The organism is Pseudomonas laurentiana, assembly GCF_014648275.1.
GTDB classification, from domain to species: Bacteria; Pseudomonadota; Gammaproteobacteria; order Pseudomonadales; family Pseudomonadaceae; genus Aquipseudomonas; species Aquipseudomonas laurentiana.
On record NZ_BMQU01000001.1, the window covers coordinates 145,769 to 163,550 of the forward strand.

General features: G+C 59.6%; 17 protein-coding genes. 6 read left to right on the top strand and 11 right to left on the bottom strand.

The features are described 5' to 3' along the window. Positions 1-50: 50 nt before the first annotated feature. Entirely contained in the window at positions 51-1,493 is a 1,443-nt protein-coding gene (zwf, locus tag IE038_RS00710; protein ID WP_189394951.1) for a glucose-6-phosphate dehydrogenase, read from the bottom strand. A 104-nt stretch (positions 1,494-1,597) separates the two neighbouring features. Here zwf and hexR point away from each other — a divergent pair, with 104 nt between their 5' ends. Then, complete coding sequence (gene hexR, locus IE038_RS00715) at positions 1,598-2,464, top strand: transcriptional regulator HexR (protein ID WP_065758094.1); 867 nt, start codon at positions 1,598-1,600, stop codon at positions 2,462-2,464. Between the two features lie 121 nt (positions 2,465-2,585). Beyond that, positions 2,586-2,804, top strand: coding sequence for a PA3496 family putative envelope integrity protein (locus IE038_RS00720; RefSeq protein WP_163937398.1), 219 nt, complete (start codon positions 2,586-2,588; stop codon positions 2,802-2,804). On the opposite strand, the gene IE038_RS00725 is transcribed toward IE038_RS00720, so the two are convergent. Then, on the bottom strand, positions 2,746-3,693 hold the full coding sequence (locus IE038_RS00725; protein ID WP_163937403.1) for a LysR family transcriptional regulator: 948 nt from the start codon (positions 3,691-3,693) through the stop codon (positions 2,746-2,748). The genes IE038_RS00720 and IE038_RS00725 overlap by 59 nt on opposite strands. A 203-nt stretch (positions 3,694-3,896) precedes the next feature. Between IE038_RS00725 and IE038_RS00730 the strand changes: the two genes are divergently transcribed. Both IE038_RS00730 and oadA read left to right on the top strand, forming a co-directional pair. Continuing rightward, positions 3,897-5,312 carry an acetyl-CoA carboxylase biotin carboxylase subunit gene (locus IE038_RS00730; protein WP_163937401.1) on the top strand — a complete coding sequence of 472 codons (1,416 nt, stop codon included), beginning with the start codon at positions 3,897-3,899 and terminating at the stop codon, positions 5,310-5,312. A gap of 13 nt (positions 5,313-5,325) precedes the next feature. Continuing rightward, entirely contained in the window at positions 5,326-7,134 is a 1,809-nt protein-coding gene (oadA, locus tag IE038_RS00735) for a sodium-extruding oxaloacetate decarboxylase subunit alpha (protein WP_189394952.1), read from the top strand. 80 nt (positions 7,135-7,214) lie between these two features. On the opposite strand, the gene IE038_RS00740 is transcribed toward oadA, so the two are convergent. Beyond that, entirely contained in the window at positions 7,215-8,036 is an 822-nt protein-coding gene (locus tag IE038_RS00740) for an amino acid ABC transporter permease (RefSeq protein ID WP_163937395.1), read from the bottom strand. Then, the gene (locus IE038_RS00745) at positions 8,033-8,854 is read right to left on the bottom strand and encodes an ABC transporter substrate-binding protein (RefSeq protein WP_189394953.1); all 822 of its coding nucleotides are present in this window, start codon (positions 8,852-8,854) and stop codon (positions 8,033-8,035) included. Before IE038_RS00745 ends, IE038_RS00740 begins: the two co-directional genes overlap by 4 nt. 110 nt (positions 8,855-8,964) lie before the next feature. Here IE038_RS00745 and IE038_RS00750 point away from each other — a divergent pair, with 110 nt between their 5' ends. Then, positions 8,965-9,864: a homocysteine S-methyltransferase family protein gene (locus IE038_RS00750; RefSeq protein WP_189394954.1), complete on the top strand. Its 900-nt coding sequence runs from the start codon at positions 8,965-8,967 to the stop codon at positions 9,862-9,864. 4 nt (positions 9,865-9,868) lie between these two features. On the opposite strand, the gene IE038_RS00755 is transcribed toward IE038_RS00750, so the two are convergent. The 3 genes from IE038_RS00755 to IE038_RS00765 are packed head-to-tail and all read right to left on the bottom strand — an operon-like array spanning position 9,869 to position 11,647. Further along, complete coding sequence (locus IE038_RS00755) at positions 9,869-10,543, bottom strand: GNAT family N-acetyltransferase (RefSeq protein WP_163934413.1); 675 nt, start codon at positions 10,541-10,543, stop codon at positions 9,869-9,871. 16 nt (positions 10,544-10,559) lie between these two features. Next, positions 10,560-11,006 carry a GNAT family N-acetyltransferase gene (locus tag IE038_RS00760; RefSeq protein WP_163934409.1) on the bottom strand — a complete coding sequence of 149 codons (447 nt, stop codon included), beginning with the start codon at positions 11,004-11,006 and terminating at the stop codon, positions 10,560-10,562. An 11-nt stretch (positions 11,007-11,017) separates the two neighbouring features. Then, positions 11,018-11,647: an FMN-binding negative transcriptional regulator gene (locus tag IE038_RS00765; RefSeq protein ID WP_163934406.1), complete on the bottom strand. Its 630-nt coding sequence runs from the start codon at positions 11,645-11,647 to the stop codon at positions 11,018-11,020. Positions 11,648-11,737: 90 nt separating this feature from the next. Here IE038_RS00765 and pdxR point away from each other — a divergent pair, with 90 nt between their 5' ends. After that, positions 11,738-13,267, top strand: a complete 1,530-nt coding sequence (pdxR, locus tag IE038_RS00770; protein ID WP_163934403.1) for a MocR-like pyridoxine biosynthesis transcription factor PdxR — start codon at positions 11,738-11,740, stop codon at positions 13,265-13,267. On the opposite strand, the gene IE038_RS00775 is transcribed toward pdxR, so the two are convergent. From IE038_RS00775 to IE038_RS00790, 4 genes are all read right to left on the bottom strand, one after another. Then, entirely contained in the window at positions 13,268-14,368 is a 1,101-nt protein-coding gene (locus IE038_RS00775; RefSeq protein WP_163934400.1) for a polyamine ABC transporter substrate-binding protein, read from the bottom strand. Beyond that, positions 14,365-15,411: a histone deacetylase family protein gene (locus IE038_RS00780; protein WP_163934397.1), complete on the bottom strand. Its 1,047-nt coding sequence runs from the start codon at positions 15,409-15,411 to the stop codon at positions 14,365-14,367. The genes IE038_RS00775 and IE038_RS00780 overlap by 4 nt, the downstream gene beginning before the upstream one ends. Positions 15,412-15,543: 132 nt before the next feature. Beyond that, complete coding sequence (locus IE038_RS00785; protein WP_163934393.1) at positions 15,544-16,536, bottom strand: AraC family transcriptional regulator; 993 nt, start codon at positions 16,534-16,536, stop codon at positions 15,544-15,546. Positions 16,537-16,630: 94 nt separating this feature from the next. Further along, positions 16,631-17,626, bottom strand: coding sequence for an asparaginase (locus IE038_RS00790; protein WP_189394955.1), 996 nt, complete (start codon positions 17,624-17,626; stop codon positions 16,631-16,633). Positions 17,627-17,782 lie beyond the last annotated feature (156 nt).

Here is a 17,782-nt window from a genome sequence, read left to right on the forward strand (position 1 = left end):
ACCCGCTACCCGTACTACATAGTAGTCGCTTGTTGGCGTGTGTCTTGTGGTTAGCCGTGCCATTCCCGGCCTTGGTGGGCCAGCAGGCTCTGCGCCTGGTCGGGGCCGTTGGTGCCGGCGTGGTAAGGCCTTGGTGCCTGGAAGTATTCCTGCCAGCCATTGAGGATCGGGTCGATCCAGGCCCAAGCGGCCTCGACTTCGTCGCGGCGCATGAACAGCGTCGAATCACCCTCCAGAATATCCAGCAGTAGCCGTTCGTAGGCATCCCAGCGACGCGTCTGGCCGAACACCTGGGCCAGGTTCAGGTTCAGCTCCACAGGCTCCAGGCGCATGCCCTTGCCGGGGCTTTTGGTCATCATCTGCAGGCTGATGCGTTCGTCCGGTTGCAATTGGATCAGCAACTTATTGGTTTGCGCGCCCTCGAACAGTTGGTGCGGCACCGGTTTGAACTGGATGACGATCTGCGATGATTTCTTGGCCATGCGCTTTCCGGTACGCAGGTAGAACGGCACGCCGGCCCAGCGCCAATTGTTGATGTAGGCTTCAACGGCGACAAAGGTTTCAGTATCGCTGTCGTTGTCGACATCTTTCTCGAAGTAATAGGCGGGTACTTCCTGGCCGCCGATCTTGCCTGCACTGTACTGACCGCGCACGGTCCGGTCCTGCACATCCTGACCGGTGATCGGCTTGAGCGCCCTGAGAATCTTTACCTTTTCGTCGCGGACGGCTTCGGCGTCGAACTGGGCTGGGGGCTCCATGGCCACAAGGCAAAGCAGTTGCAGCAGGTGATTCTGCAGCATGTCGCGTGTTGCGCCTGCGCGGTCGTAGTAAGCCCCGCGGTTTTCTACACCGAGGGTTTCGCACACGCTGATTTGCACATGGTCGATCTGATTGCTGCGCCACACGGGCTCCAGCAGGGCATTGGCAAAGCGCAGGGCCATGAGATTCTGCACGGTCTCTTTGCCCAGATAATGGTCGATCCGAAACACCTGGGACTCTTCAAGCACGGCGCCAATGGCACTGTTGATAGCCGTAGCCGATTCCAGCGAATGGCCAATGGGCTTTTCCAGTACGATCCGTGCATCGCTGTCAGCCAGCCCGGCAATCTGCATATGGCTGACGATCGGGACGAACAGGTCCGGGGCCGTGGCCAGGTAGTAGATTCGGGTCAGCCCGCCCGGTTCGCCGAGAAAGCGCGCCAGGCGGCCGAAATCGGCGCTCTGCGAGGCGTCCATGGGAAAGTAGTCAAGGCGGGCGGAAAAGCGCTTCCAGACCTCTTCGTCGAAGTCATGGCGGGCGATCTGGGCTCGGCAGCGACGCTCGGCGAGCAGTCGGTAGTCGCTGCGTGGCAGATTTTTTCGGGCCAGCGCAACGATCCGCACTTCAGGGTGCAGGCGTGCTTCGCGATACAGGTGGTAGAGCGCCGGGAGCAGCTTGTGCAGCGCCAGGTCACCGGTGCCGCCGAATACCATAATGTCGCAAGGGATAGTCAATACCACCACTCTCCTAGATCGTTTAGCTGTGCGGGTCGCCGGTCATGTAGTATAACTACAAGAAAGCTACAACCCGGTCAGTCGATCATAACCGAGTCCTGCCCTTGAATCTGTTGCAACACATCGCCCAGTCGCGCCATCTGCTACGTAAGTCGGAGCTGAAGGTTGCCGATCACGTGCTGCTCGACCCCGCAGCCGTCATGCATAGCTCCATGGCCGACCTTGCCCACAGCGTCGGAATCAGCGAGCCGACCATCGTGCGCTTTTGCCGCGCCATTGGTTGCTCCGGGTTCCAGGACCTCAAGCTCAAGCTCGCCCAGAGCCTGGCGGCCGGGGCCAGTTTTGGCCAGTTTGCGATCCATGAGGATGACTCGGTTGCCGACTACAGCCTGAAAATCTTCGACACGACCCTGCATACCCTGATGGAAGTGCGCGAGCACCTCGATGCCCAGGCGTTACAGCGTGCCGTGACCGCCATGGCTCAGGCTCAGCGAGTCGAGTTCTACGGGTTTGGCGCCTCCGGTGCAGTGGCTGCCGATGCGCAGCACAAGTTCTTCCGGCTGCTGCTCAGCGCCGCAGCCTATTCCGACCCGCACATGCAGGCGATGTCGGCGGTGACCCTGAAGCCTGGTGATGTTGCGATCTGTATTTCCCAGTCCGGGCGCTCCAAGGACCTGCTGATCACTGCCAACCTGGTGCGTGAGAGCGGTGCAACCCTGATTACCCTGTGCCCAAGCCAGACCCCGCTGGCCGAGCTGTCGAGCGTCAACCTGGCCATCGACGTTCACGAAGACACCGAGATCTATACCCCGTTGACCTCGCGGATCGCTCACCTGGTGGTGATCGACGTGTTGGCAATGGGCGTTGCCATGGCCCGTGGCCCAAGCCTGGTCAACCACCTCAAGAGCGTCAAACGCAGCTTGCGCAGCCTGCGCCTGTCACCCAAGTCGATCAAGGCCCTGGACGACTGACCGCCCTACCGACCGTTCCTGTACGGTCGGCAAGGTTCATGGTTTTGTCATCCCTGCGCCGCCAAATCGTCACCGCCATTGCGCACCCTGAAACTCCCGTACTCGACCAGGGAGATTCGCAATGGTTCGTGAATTTGATCGTCCGTACCCGTCCAACGCCAAGGCCCGCAAGCAGCAGGAAAAGGATCAGCGCCGCATGGAGTATCGGCGTGCGATCGAGAGCTATTCCGAGCAGCGTCGCCTGTTGCAGGAAATTGCCGACTACCCCGAATTACAGGCCGTCAACCTCTGGCAGGTATCGGCGGCAGAGTCCCCGAGAAACGCTCAACAAGCGCGCTGATTTGCGAGCGTTCGCTGCGGATGTATGCAAGAAAGGCCAGGGCTACCGGCGACAGCCGCTTGGCCTTGGCCTGTACCACGCACCAACTGCGGTACAGCGGCAGTTCTTCTACGGGCAGTTCGCGCAGTACACCGGTGGCCAGTTCCAGGTTCAGCGCATGGCGCGTCAGCAGTGCGATCCCGAGCCCGGCAATGACGCATTCGCGTTGTGCGTCAGCAGAAGCAACCTCCAGTGTCTGGGAGAAGTGCACGCGCTTGTCCTTGAAGTACTCCTCGCAGGCTTTGCGCGTTCCTGAGCCTTGCTCGCGGACCAGCAGCGTGTGCGGCTCCAGGTCTTGCAGGCGCAGGCGCTCAAGCTTGCACAGCGGATGATCGGGGGGCGCCACAGCGACGATCGGATTGTTCAGGAAAGGCATGAACTCCAGGCCCATGTCCTGCGGCACCATGGACATGATGATCAGGTCATCACGGTTGTCCGAGAGGCGTCGAATCGCCTGGGCGCGGTTGACCACGGTAAGGGTCAGGTTGACCTCGGGATGGAGTTTTTTGAAGGCGGCAAACAGGTGCGGCACGAAGTACTTGGCGCTGGACTCCACCGCCAGTTTCAGTTGCCCCTGCAGGGAGCCTTGCATGTCCGAAAGCTGCATGTCGAAGCTCTCCAGGCGACCGAAGATATCCCGGCTGGCGCGCTGCAAGGCCTCCGCGGCTTCGGTGAGGTAGAGCTTCTTGCCCACGTACTCAAACAACGGCTGGCCGACCAGTTCTTCGAGCTGGCGGATCTGTAGACTAACGGCGGGTTGCGTCAGCGACATCTCTTCGGCGGCTCGGCTGTAGGAGCGCAGATCGCAGACTTCGTTGAAGACTTTCAACTGCCGTAATGTCATACGCATCAATGACTTACGCATCTCTCATCCGGCTCCGGACAAACCTTGTAACGGCACTATAAGCTTTTGCTAATGCAAGGCCTAATAAATATTGATTTTTGTTTATTCAGCGACAGCGCTAGGGTATTTATGCGACTGGCCAGCAACCTATGGTCACGCGCCGACCGGTCTCGCCGGTTCGTCTGTTCCAATGGCTTGGGAATATTCCAGTGATAAAAAAAATCCTGATCGCCAACCGGGGTGAGATCGCAGTACGGATTGTCCGTGCTTGCGCCGAAATGGGCATTCGCTCGGTGGCGATCTATTCCGATGCCGACCGTCATGCACTGCACGTCAAGCGTGCAGACGAGGCCCACAGTATTGGTGCCGAACCCCTGGCCGGTTACCTGAACCCGCGCAAGCTGGTGAACCTGGCAGTGGAGACCGGTTGCGATGCCCTGCATCCCGGCTATGGTTTCCTGTCAGAGAACGCCGAACTGGCGGAAATCTGCGCTGAGCGCGGGATCAAGTTCATCGGCCCTGCGGCAGAAGTCATTCGCCGCATGGGTGACAAGACCGAAGCGCGTCGCAGCATGATCAAGGCCGGCGTGCCGGTGACTCCGGGCACTGAAGGTAACGTAGCGGACATACACGAGGCGCTGCGCGAAGGTGACCGCATTGGCTACCCGGTCATGCTCAAGGCCACGTCGGGTGGCGGCGGCCGTGGTATTCGCCGCTGCAACAGCCGCGAAGAATTGGAACAGGCTTTCCCACGGGTGATTTCCGAAGCGACCAAGGCCTTTGGTTCGGCGGAAGTCTTCCTCGAAAAATGTATCGTCAACCCGAAACACATTGAGGCGCAAATCCTCGGTGACAGTTTCGGCAATGTGGTGCACCTGTTCGAGCGCGATTGCTCGATTCAGCGCCGCAACCAGAAGCTGATCGAAATCGCCCCCAGCCCTCAACTGACCCCTGAACAGCGCGCCTACATCGGTGACCTGTCGGTGCGTGCGGCCAAGGCGGTCGGTTACGAAAACGCCGGTACTGTGGAGTTCCTGCTCGCCGATGGCGAGGTGTACTTCATGGAGATGAACACTCGGGTGCAGGTGGAACACACCATCACCGAAGAAATCACTGGCATCGACATCGTACGTGAGCAGATTCGTATTGCTTCGGGCTTGCCGCTTTCGATCAAGCAGGAAGATATCCAGCACCGCGGCTTTGCCCTGCAGTTCCGGATCAACGCTGAAGACCCGAAGAACAACTTCCTGCCCAGCTTTGGCAAGATCACCCGTTACTACGCACCGGGTGGTCCAGGCGTGCGTACCGACACGGCGATCTACACCGGCTACACCATTCCGCCGTTCTACGATTCCATGTGCCTGAAACTGGTGGTGTGGGCCCTGACCTGGGAAGAAGCCATGGACCGTGGCCTGCGTGCGCTGGATGACATGCGCGTGCAAGGGGTGAAGACCACCGCCGCCTATTACCAGGAAATCCTGCGCAATCCGGAATTCCGCAGTGGCCAGTTCAATACCAGCTTCGTAGAAAGCCATCCAGAACTGACCAACTACTCGATCAAGCGCAAACCCGAAGAGCTGGCCCTGGCCATCGCTGCTGCCATTGCCGCCCACGCAGGCCTGTGAGGAATACAAAAAAATGTCCAAGAAAATTCATGTAACCGACACGATCCTGCGTGACGCTCACCAGTCCCTGCTGGCAACCCGCATGCGCACCGAAGACATGCTGCCAATCTGTGACAAGCTCGACAAAGTCGGCTACTGGTCGCTGGAAGTCTGGGGTGGCGCGACGTTTGACGCCTGCGTGCGGTTCCTCAAGGAAGACCCGTGGGAGCGTCTGCGCAAGTTGCGTGCGGCACTGCCTAACACCCGCCTGCAAATGCTTCTGCGCGGGCAGAACCTGCTCGGTTACCGGCACTACAGCGATGACGTGGTCAAGGCATTCGTCGCCAAGGCCGCCGTCAACGGCATCGACGTCTTCCGCATCTTTGACGCCATGAACGACGTGCGCAACCTGCGCGTGGCCATTGAAGCCGTCAAGGCCGCTGGTAAGCACGCCCAGGGCACCATTGCCTACACCACCAGCCCGGTACACACCATCGACGCGTTCGTGGCTCAGGCCAAGCAGATGGAAGCCATGGGCTGTGATTCGATCGCCATCAAGGACATGGCCGGCCTGCTGACGCCGTATGCCACCGGTGAACTGGTCAAGGCGTTGAAAGCCGAGCAGTCGCTGCCGGTCTTCATCCACTCCCACGATACCGCTGGCTTGGCCGCCATGTGCCAACTCAAGGCGATCGAAAACGGTGCCGACCATATCGACACCGCGATCTCCAGCTTCGCCTGGGGCACCAGCCACCCAGGTACCGAGTCGATGGTTGCCGCGCTCAAGGGCAGCGAATTCGACACTGGCCTGGATCTGGAGCTGCTGCAGGAAATCGGTCTGTACTTCTACGCCGTGCGCAAGAAGTATCACCAGTTTGAAAGCGAGTTCACCGCCGTTGATACCCGCGTGCAGGTCAACCAGGTGCCAGGCGGGATGATTTCCAACCTGGCCAACCAGCTCAAGGAGCAGGGTGCGCTGCACCGCATGAACGAAGTGCTGGCCGAAATTCCGCGAGTGCGTGAAGACCTCGGCTTCCCACCGCTGGTTACGCCGACCTCGCAGATCGTTGGTACCCAGGCGTTCTTCAACGTTCTCGCGGGCGAGCGCTACAAGACCATCACCAACGAAGTGAAGCTGTACCTGCAAGGCGGTTATGGCAAAGCGCCGGGCGTGGTCAACGACCAACTGCGTCGTCAGGCCATTGGCAGCGAAGAAGTGATCGACGTGCGTCCAGCTGATCTGCTGAAGCCAGAAATGGCCAAGTTGCGTTCGGACATCGGCAACCTGGCCAAATCGGAAGAAGACGTGCTGACTTTCGCCATGTTCCCGGACATTGGCCGCAAGTTTCTCGAAGAACGCGATGCCGGCACGCTGACCCCTGAAGTGCTGCTGCCGATTCCGGAAGCTGGTGCCGTGGGCTCGGCCGGTGGTGAAGGCGTTCCGACCGAGTTCGTCATCGATGTTCACGGTGAGACCTACCGCGTCGACATCACCGGTGTTGGCGTCAAGTCCGAAGGCAAGCGTCACTTCTACCTGTCCATTGACGGCATGCCGGAAGAAGTGGTGTTCGAGCCGCTCAACGAGTTCGTCGGCGGTGGCGGCAGCAAGCGCAAGCAGGCCAGTGAGCCAGGCCATGTCAGCACCACCATGCCGGGCAACATCGTCGATGTGCTGGTCAAGGAAGGCGACATGGTAAAAGCCGGCCAGGCCGTGCTGATCACCGAAGCGATGAAGATGGAGACCGAAGTGCAGTCGGCCATCGCCGGTAAGGTTGTTGCGATTCACGTGGCCAAGGGCGACCGGGTCAACCCGGGCGAGATCCTGATCGAGATCGAGGGCTGAAACAGCCCTCGGTAGTAAGCGGTTTACCTCTGGGGGGCGTATGCCCCCCTTTTTTTTGCGCGCGATTTGGCGATGCGGCGTCAGTGCCGATAGCCTTTGCCGTAGTGCCGTTCCAGACGCACCTGGAGCAACTCCAGGGCAAACGATAGCAGCCAGTAGATAGCCGCTGCGGTGGTCAGCATTTCCAGGTAGCGGTAGCTGGAGCGACCATAGGACTGCGCCAGAAACATCACTTCCCAGACCCCCATCACCGAAATCAGCGACGAATCCTTGAGCATGGAAATGAACTGGTTGGCGCTTGGTGGAATGATCGTGCGCATGGCCTGGGGCAGGGTGATGTGCCAGAAAATTGCCCGTGGACGCATCCCCAGGGCCATGGCCGCCTGTCGCTGGCCGGGTGCTACGCCAATAATGCCGGCGCGGAAAATTTCACTCAGGTAGGCACCGTAGTTCAGCGACAGCGCAATGATCCCGGCGCTGATCGCGCCTGGTACGACGCCGATCTGTGGCAGGCCCAAGTAGATCAAGAGGATCTGGATCAGCAGTGGCGTGCCGCGAAAGAATGAGGTGTAGAAGCTGGCGATGCCCAAGGCCACGGCGCTGTTCGACAAACGTGCCAACGCCGCAGCGAAGCCCAGTATCACCGAGCTGAGCATCGAGCACAGGCAAAGGAACAGGGTCAGTGCTGCGCCTTGCAGGAAACCATTGGGCGCGAGGTGCAGCCCGAGCAGGTTAGGCAGCTTGTCGAGGATGATCGAAAACTTCAGGTCGAAGCTCAGGAAGAACCCGACGAACATCACCAACAACGCTGCCCACGTCAGGTAAAGGCGCGTGCGAAAACCGAACAGGCGCTGGCCCAGCGTGCGCGTAGCCTGACTGGGTGGTGGCTGATAGGCACTCATTTACTGATATCGGCGCCGATCCATTTCTGCGACAGACGGCTCAGGGTGCCGTCCTGTTTCAGCTCGGCGAACACCTGCTGGACCTTGGCATTCCAGGCCGCGTCACCTTTCTCGATGGCAACCGAGTTGGGTTCTTCATACAGCGCCTGGCCGGCCAGTTTGAAGCGCGCATCCTGATTCAGGCGCGGCTGTGCGGTGACCAGGTTGGTCAAGATCGCATCGAGGCGTACGCCGGCACCCAGGCCCAGATCCTGGAAGGCCACGTTGTCGGTGTCATACGGGGCGATCTGAACATGCTCGAACGGGTAGTCCAGCGCCTTGTCTTCCGCGCCTTCGATGACCAGGTTCTTGTTCAGGTAGCTTTCGTAGCTGGAGGCGCTGGTCAGGCCGACTTTCAGGCCGCTGAGGTCTTTAGCGCCGTGAATACGGTCATCCTTGGCGTTGACCACGATGACCGCAGGCGAAGCGTAGTACTCCACCGGGAAGTCGAAGACCTGGGCGCGAGCCTTGCTCGGGGTCATCGAGCAGATGCAGATATCGTATCGGCCGCTCCAGCGGCCAGCAGCGATCACGTCCCAGGACGGGGTTTCCAGGCGCAGTTTGACGCCAAGCTTCTCGGCCACGGCCTTGGCCACATCCACATCGAAGCCATCCAGTTGGTTCTGCTCGTTGAGGAAAGAGAATGGCGGGTAACTTTCCATCAGCACGCCGACCAGTTCCTTGCGTTCTTCCACGCGTTGCAGCGTCGCCCCCGCCAGGGCTTGGGTGGTCACACTCAGTGCCAGCAGGCTGGCGCCCAACAGGGTGGAAAAACGCATGGAAAATCACCTGAAAAAAGAGTTGTTAAATTGAATGTCCGGCGTATTAAATAGTTATAAGAAAAACTCTACTAGTAAGTTTTATTTATATTCATAGAAGTGGACGTTATATGGGTGACAGTGCGGTGGTGATTCTCGATGGTGGCATGGGCCGTGAGCTGCAGCGCCGTGGCGCGCCCTTTCGGCAGCCGGAGTGGTCGGCGCTTGCCTTGAGTGAGGCACCGGAGGCTGTGGTGGCCGTGCATACGGCCTATATCGAGAGCGGTGCGCGGGTCATTACCAGCAACAGCTATGCTGTGGTGCCGTTCCATATCGGTGAGGAACGCTTTGCCGCTGAAGGACGTGCCTTGGCCTCGACCGCCGGGCAATTGGCCCGAGCAGCTGCCGATGCCAGTGGTCAACCGGTACGGGTTGCCGGTTCATTGCCACCCCTGTTCGGCTCGTACCGTCCCGACCTGTTCGATGCCGCTCGGGTTAGTGAAGTCCTGACGCCGTTGGTTGAGGGTCTGGCGGAGCATGTCGACCTGTGGTTGGCCGAGACCCAAAGCTCTATCGTCGAAGCACGGGCTATTCGTGCAGGCCTGCCCAACGACGGCAAGCCCTTCTGGCTGTCCTTCACCCTGCAGGACGACGATGTTGATGACCTGCCGCGTTTGCGCTCTGGCGAGCCCGTCAGCGAGGCCGCCGAGGTGGCGGCACAGTTGGGTGTGCAGACCTTGCTGTTCAACTGCAGCCAGCCGGAAGTGATCGGCGCGGCTATCGATGCCGCACGCGAAACGTTCGAACGGCTGGGTGTGCAGATTGCTATCGGCGCCTACGCCAATGCGTTCCCGCCGCAGCCCAAGGACGCTACCGCCAACGATGGACTGGACGAGTTGCGCGAAGACCTCGACCCGCCGGGCTACCTGCACTGGGCCGAGAATTGGCGTCAACGCGGTGCCAGCCATCTGGGCGGTTGCTGTGGCATTGGCCCGGAGCACATTGCAGTCCTGGCGCAACGCCTGCGCTGATCCCTCAGGCGGATGTGCGACACGCCTCCAGCGTTCTGAGTTGACCGTCAGGACGCTGGTTTTCTGCTGCCAGCCAGCGCTCGAAACCTGCTGCGATGGCTGGCCATTCATCGTCGATGATCGAGTACCAGGCCGTATCGCGGTTCTGGCCTTTGACCACCATGTGCTTGCGGAACAGCCCTTCGTAGCTGAAGCCGAAACGCTGTGCCGCCCGCTTGGAGCGGCTGTTGGCGTCGTTGCACTTCCATTCCAGGCGGCGGTTCCCCAGTTCAAAGGCCAGCTTGCCCAGCAGGTAGATGGCTTCGGTACCTTTCGGTGTGCGCTGCATGGCGGCGCCAAAGGCAACATGGCCGATTTCGATACGACCGTGTGCCGGCACCATCGACATCAGGCTGAGAATGCCCTGGGCCTGGCCGTTGCGCAGGTCGATGACGGTGTAGAACAGTGGGTCACTGGTAGCCGCATTGCTGTCGAGCCAGCGGTCGAATGCCTCACGTTCCTCGAAAGGGCCGTAGGGCAGGTAGCTCCACAGCGCAGCATCAGCCTCGGGGCCATTGAACACCTCCCAGAGGTCATCACGGTGCTGACGCGGGTCGAGTTTCTCCAGGCGGATGAAGCGTCCGGTCAACGGGGTGGCGGGCGGCAGTTTGGCGGGGTGCCAGTTTGGCAGCGTGTTCATGGGACGGTTCCTCGGATTACAACAGTTTGCGGAACTGAATGAAGCCAGGGCGCTCGGCCAACTGCTCGTAGAGGGCAATGGCGGTGGTATTGGTCTCATGGGTCAGCCAGTGGACTTTGGCACAGCCCGCGGCGCTGGCCGTCGCGTAGACAAACTCGATCAACTGTCGGCCAATGCCTTGGCCACGCTGTTCCTGAGAGACCAGCAGGTCTTGCAGGTAGCATGAGTTCTCCGTTGTCCAGCAGGAACGATGATAGATCCAATGGACCATGCCCACCGCCTTGCCGTCGATCCACGCCAAGGCGGCATTGATGGGTTCGGCGGGGTCGAGCATGCGTTCCCAGGTCACCGCACTGACCTGCTCATCAATGTGGGTTTCGTAAAAACGCTGATAAGCCTGCCACAGGGGCAGCCAGGCACTATGGTCGTCGGCGTTGACCGGGCGGATCTGTACGTTGGGCATTTCGGGCTCCTTCAGGGTTGGCGCATCAGGGCGGCCAATTGGTTGTCCAGTGGGTCTGGGCTTTCGCTCAGGCCTTTGCGTACGCCTTCAATGTCGGCGCTGCTGCGGTTTTGGCTGGTCTTGCGCTTGCCTTGCAAGCGCTCAATCGGCAGGGCGAAGCCGACAATCGCCTTGAGCATGCCGTTGATATAGTCGACGGGTGCATCGTCTATCGACCAAGGCTGGGGGCGGCCACGTTCGTGGCGCTCACTCAGGCTGCCGAGCAGTTGGTGCAGGCGTTGTGGGTCGTCAAACACCTCGGCGCAGCCGTAGGCATGCACAGCCAGGTAATTCCAGGTGGGTACGGCTTTACCGTCCACGGCTTTGCTTGGGTAGAAGTTCGGGCTGACATAGGCGTCCGCTCCCGCGAAGATCAGCAGCGCTTCACTGCCATTGGCCAGGTCCTGCCACTGCAGGTTGGCCTTGGCCAGATGCCCGTAAAGTGTGCCGTTCGGGCCTTCGTCGCGCTTCAACAGCAGCGGCAGGTGGCTTGCTTGCAGGCCCTGCTGGCCGTGTGTGACAAGCACGGCAAGGCGGGTCTGTTCGATTTGCAGGTGCAAGCTGTCGAGATCGGTGTCCCGGAACGCGCTGGGTATGTACATGGCGATAGTCCTTGGCGAATGCAGCCATCCTAGGCAGGCTATTGGCCTATGGTAAGAGCCATTCACTACCGATTTTATAGGTCCAATACTGTGCGTGAGCAGCCCCTGTCATTGCTCTTTGACCCCACTGGCATCGTACTTGATCGACGCCAGGGATTGAGTCGCCAGTTGTATCAAGTCTTGCGCGCCAGGATTCTGGATGGTCGGCTGGGCAGTGGGACGCGTCTGCCTGCCAGTCGTGATCTGGCCAAGGCGTTGGCGTTGTCGCGTAACAGTGTGGTGCGTGCCTATGACCAGCTTTACGCTGAAGGCTTTATTGAGAGTCGGGTAGGGGACGGCACCTATGTCGCTCAGCTGCCAAAATTATCCACAAAAGTATCCACAGGGTTATCCCGGGGTTTTTCCACAGCCTTATCCACAAAATCGCCCGAAAGTACTGAGTATTTATCCAGAAAAGTTATTCACAATGGCCCATTGAGCCGGCTAGAAAAGCACCATTTGCCAGCGCCAAAAAGTGGGCCGCCCAAGGCATTCCGGGTTGGTGCGCCAGCCTTCGATTTGTTCCCCTTCGAGACGTGGGCCAAGCTCCAAGCGGGTTTCTGGCGTAAACCCGACCCGACCTTGCTCGGTTACGGCGATCCAGCAGGTGAGCCGATTTTGCGCGAACTGATTGCGACCTATCTGCGTCGTTCGCGGGGTCTTTCCTGCAGTGCTGAACAAATTGTGATCACCAGTGGCGCACAGCAGGCAATCAGCCTTTGTGCACAGTTGTTGCTGGAGCCTGGCGATGGGGTTGCTGTGGAAAACCCTGGGTACCGGGCTGCCGGGCACGCGTTCGCGCTTGCCGGGGCACGGGTGTTCGGTGTTGCGGTGGATAACGAAGGAATGGACTGCGCTGCCTTGAATGCACTGCCCCAGTGCCGTCTGAGCTATGTAACGCCATCACATCAGTACCCTACGGGCGTCACCATGAGCCTGGCTCGGCGTCTGGAACTGCTGGCATGGGCTGAACGCAGCGATGGCTGGATCGTTGAGGATGACTATGACGGTGAATACCGCTACAGCGGCGCACCCTTGGCGCCGTTGGCGGCCTTGGACCCGCATGGGCGTGTGCTGTATGTCGGTACCTTCGGCAAGATCGCCTTTCCGGCCCTGCGGATGGGCTATCTGGTCGTACCACCGCCATTGGTCGAGGCATTTTCCCGCTGTCGGGCACTGGCCGTGCGGCATTCGGAAGTCGGCAATCAGGTGGTAATGGCGCAGTTCATGGCACAAGGGCATTTTCAACGGCATATCCGTCGTATGCGCCGGGCAGCGTTGAGTCGGCGCAATGTGCTCAAGGCCGGGTGGCCTGTGGATATCCCTGGCTGCGGGGCGATGCCCGATGTGGCGGCGGGCCTTCATGTCAAAGTCGACGTGGATAGCCTGGCGCGCGAACGTGAACTGGTCGCCCGTGCCGAGGCGGTTGGGGTAGAGCTGAATCCGCTGAGTGAATACTGGCTGGAGGATTCAAGCACCCCTGTGGATAACCGCGCGGGCCTGGTACTGGGTTTTGCGGCAGTGCCCGAAGCCGCGATCGCCGATGCCTTGGCACGCCTGCGGCGTGCCTGGCGTCGTTGATCAGGTGCCGGACTTGATCTTGGTCCATGCCCGGGTACGTGCCCGCTCCGCATCGCGAGGCAGTGGCTTGAGCGTGTAAAGTCTCGCCATGGCCTCTTCGGTCGGGTACAGGTTAGGGTTGTTACGAATCGCTGGACTGACCCGTTCTGTCGCGTCCTTGTTTGGGTTTGGGTAGCCGACGAAGTCACTGATCGGTGCAATGACCTCTGGTTGCATCAGGTAGTTGATGAACGCATGCGCATCTTCGGGGTTGGTCGCGCCTTTGGGGATGGCCAACATGTCGAACCAGATCGGTGCGCCTTCCTTCGGCAAGCGCATGTCCACGATTACCCCGTTCTTCGCTTCCTTAGCGCGGTTGGCTGCCTGAGAGAAACTGCCCGAGTAGCCGACTGCCACACAGATATCGCCGTTGGCGATATCTGCCATGTATTTAGAAGAGTGAAAGTAGGTAATGTATGGGCGAATCTTTAGCATCAGATCCTCGGCTTTCTTGTAATCGGCCGGCGAGCTACTGTTCGGTTCCAGTCCCAGGTATTGCAGCGCCAGTGGAAGGATCTCTGACGGTGAATCAAGCAGGGCTACACCACATTGCTTGAGTTTGGCGATGTTCTCCTCTTTGAAGATCAAGTCCCAGCTATCCAGCGGAGCGTTGTCGCCTAGCACTGCCTTGACCTTGGCCGGATTGAAGCCGATTAACACGGTGCCGTACATATAGGGCACGGCGAATTGGTTGCCGGGGTCATTGGCCTCGATCAGTTTCATCAGTTTTGGGTCCAGATGCTCCCAATTCGGCAACTTGCTGCGGTCCAGCGGTTGGAAAACTCCAGCTTCGATCTGCTTGGCCAGGAATACGTTGGACGGTACCACCACGTCGTAGCCGGAGTTACCGGTCAGCAGTTTGGCCTCCAACGCTTCGTTGGTGTCGAAAATGTCGTAGATCAGCTTGCTCTCGGTTGTCTTGCGGAAGCCTTCCAAGGTTTGCGGGGTAATGTAGTCGAACCAGTTGTACACCCTTAGCGTGCGTTGCTCGGCGGCGTGAAGGCTGCTCGCGAGTAGCGTACTGCAGAGCAGTGGGGTGAGGAGGCGTCTGAGTCGAATCATGGGTGTACCTCCTGCAGAGCACGTTCGAAACCTTCCAGCACGTTCACCGCATTGATACCGATTTCTGCTACGGCATACCCGCCCTCCATGACGAACAACGTAGGTATGCCCAAGCGCGCGATACGCTCGCCCATGCGCAAGTAATCGGGGCTGTCCAGCTTGAACTGTGAAATCGGATCGTCCTTGAAGGTGTCGACTCCCAATGAAATCACCAGCACCTGCGCAGCATGGGCCTCGATCCGCTGGCAGGCCTGTTCCAGTGCTGCGCTCCAGGTCGTCCAGTCGCTCCCGGCTGGCAGCGGGTAGTTGATGTTAAAGCCAATGCCTTCGCCTTCGCCTTCCTCGTCGGCATAGCCGAGGAAAAAGGGGAATTCTGCCTGTGGATGACCGTGGATCGAGGCAAAGAGCACGTCGCTGCGCGAGTAGAAGATTTCCTGAGTGCCGTTTCCGTGGTGGTAGTCCACGTCAAGGATTGCCACGCGGTCGTGGCCCTGATCCAGGAACGCCTGAGCGGCAATCGCAGCGTTGTTCAGGTAGCAGTAACCGCCCATTACATCGCTCGCTGCGTGGTGTCCTGGTGGTCGGCATAGGGCAAAGGCACTGTGCGCGCCGTTCTGTATAGCCGCCTGAGCAGTCAGGGCAACTTGAGCCGCACTGTAGGCAGCCTGCCAAGTGCCTGCGGTGATCGGTGCGCCAGCGTCAAAGCTGTAATAACCCAATTCGCCCAGCAGGCCACGTGGTTTGACCTGTCGCAACGTGCGAGCGGGCCAGGTGAAAGGCAGCAGGTCTCCCGTATGACCCATATCGCTCCAGCGCTGCCAGGCGTGCTCAAAAAAGGTGAGATAGTCGGGTGTATGCACCCGTAGTATCGGGTCTCGGCCGAAGTCTTGCGGTGCCAGTACCGGGCCTATTTCGCGTATTTTTATGCGCTCCAGCACATGATCGGCGCGTGAAGGCATTTCAAAGCAGGGCATCAGTTGCCCGTCGATCAGCTCGCAGCGGCCGTGGTGGAGGCGGTGGTCATCAGAATAGATCGTCAGCATTTATTGTTCTCCGCGTTGACTGGCGTGGTCCATTGTTGATGGGTACGCTGCCTGTGGAGAACGTTGAATACGGCCAAAAGGGGATCGATATGGCCAGCTTGACTGTCCGCATTTCGCCCCATATATGGCTATTCAGATACGGAAATGACTGGGTGCCACGCCACTCCAACGCAAGAAAGCGTGGCGAAAACTGGCTGTCTCGCTGAAACCGAGCAGTTCGGCAATGCGATAGATCGGCATCTGGTCTTCGCTTAGTAGTTGCTTGGCGCGTTCAAAACGCAACTCATCAAGCAACTGCTGGTAGCTGCTGCCCATTTCTTGCAGGTGACGGCGCAGGGTGCGTGAAGAGCAGTTCATCTGGCGGGCCAGGTCCTCAAGGCCGGGCGGTGCATCGAGCTGTTGCAGTAGTAACTGACGGATTCTGCCGAGCCATGCCTGGCGCCCGGTAAATTCCAGGTTCTGCTGCCGACAGCGTTCGGCCATAGCCCTGTGAGTAACGGCATCAGCCAGTGGCAAGGGTTGAGGCAGCCAGTCAGCGGAGAAGGCAAAGGCATTATCGATGGCGTCGAAATGCAAGGGACAGGAAAACGTCTGGCGGTAACGCTCATGGTAGTCGGGTTGCGGATAGGCGAATCGCGCACCGAGTAGCGGTAATGGGCGGCCTAAGAGGTCGTCGCAGATAACTTTCAGCGACCCTACGCAGAGCTCGGCATTGAACGCTGCCAGTTGGGGGTGCTCGCGGTAGTCACTGGCGCTGAACCAAATTGTGTCGCCATCTTCGATCAGGCGCAGATGAAAAAGTGTTCCCAGTAGCGCGGGGTAATGCAGGGCTAATCGTAAAGCGTCACCTAGGGTGGCACTGGAAAGCAGTGCATAACCGAGCATGCCGTAGGACGAGACATGCATGCGCGGCCCAAGTTCCAGTCCGATTTCACGGCGCAGGGCAACGGCATTGGCACACACCAGCATCTCCTGGCGGGTGGTGATGCGCGGGTCTGAGCGCTTCAGGTCGGTCAGGCTGATACCGCTGCCGAGGAGTAGCTCGTCGCTGGACAGGCCTTCGCTCTGAAAGGCTTCCAGCATGAGCGAAACAGCATTGAGGGTGGTCAGGTGCGAGTGCAGCATGTTTGAGATCCGACAAAGTGCCGCCTGAAACTCAGCAATTTATGTGCCTTCAAGGCGCCTTTGCCGGTGAGGTTTATTTTTGCCACCGACGCGCTCAACGCAATTCCCCGCACATATCGAGCTCAACCAGGCGACGCACCTCGTCGACCGGCAGCCCCGCGCCCAGCAAGGCCTGCAACTTACCGAAGGCTGCTTCGCGGGTCATACCGCCGCCAGACACTACACCCACTTCACGCAGCCGACTGCCGGCTTCATAGACATCCAGCTCGACACCGCCCTCGTGGCACTGTGTGATTGCCACAACCACGATGCCACGGGTTTGGGCGAGTTTCAGGCTGGCAAGAAACTCGACGTTATCGCTGGGGCCAGTACCACTGCCGAAGCACTCCAGGATGACTGCTTGGACACCACTGTCGAGCACTGCCTGCAGTGGTTGAGCAGCAAAACCGGGCACCAGCGGCAACACCGCGACATTGGCAGTCTGCTTGGCATGGCGGTAGTCCAGTTCGGCGGGTAGCGATGTAGCCTTGGCGGCACCACCGAAGCGCTGCAGTGCGGCAAAGGGATGGCGGCCATAACTGCGGACTTTGGCGCAGCGAGTCGGCGTCAGCAGTTCACCGTGGAAGTACAGCTGCACGCCCGATACTTGACCGGCGGCCAGCGCCTGCAAGGCGCCAACGATATTCTCTTCGGCATCGCTGTCGGGGGCACCGGCTGGCAGCATCGAGCCGGTAAACAGCAGTGGTGCCGGCAGCCCCAGCAACAGGAAACTCATGGCAGCCGCACTGTAGGCCAGGGTGTCGGTACCGTGCAGCACCAGTACGGCATCGCAGCCTTGGCGGTCGACTGCTTCGATGATGGCTTCGCGCAGGCGTTGCCAGTACTGCGGGGTCATGTTGGCGCTGTCGATCAGCGGCAGCAGTTCACGAAACTGCCAGTGAGGCAGCGTCAGGCCCGTCAGTTGTTCGCGCATCCGTTGTTCAAAGCCCGAGGCTGGTGTCAGGCCATGGGCGCTGGCCTGCATGCCGATCGTGCCGCCGGTGTAGAGCACCATGATGTTGTGGGCGGAGTGCTCGGTAACGGGGGTCATTCGCCTGTCTCCGTGGTCAGTCTTGTTAGTAGCAGACCACAGTACGCCATCGTCGTGAACCTTGTCAGCGTCAGCAGGGTAAAAGCGGTAGAGGAATTCGCGGGCAAAAAAAAAGGGCCTGGAGCATTCGGCTCCAGGCCCTCAAAAGGTGAGAGG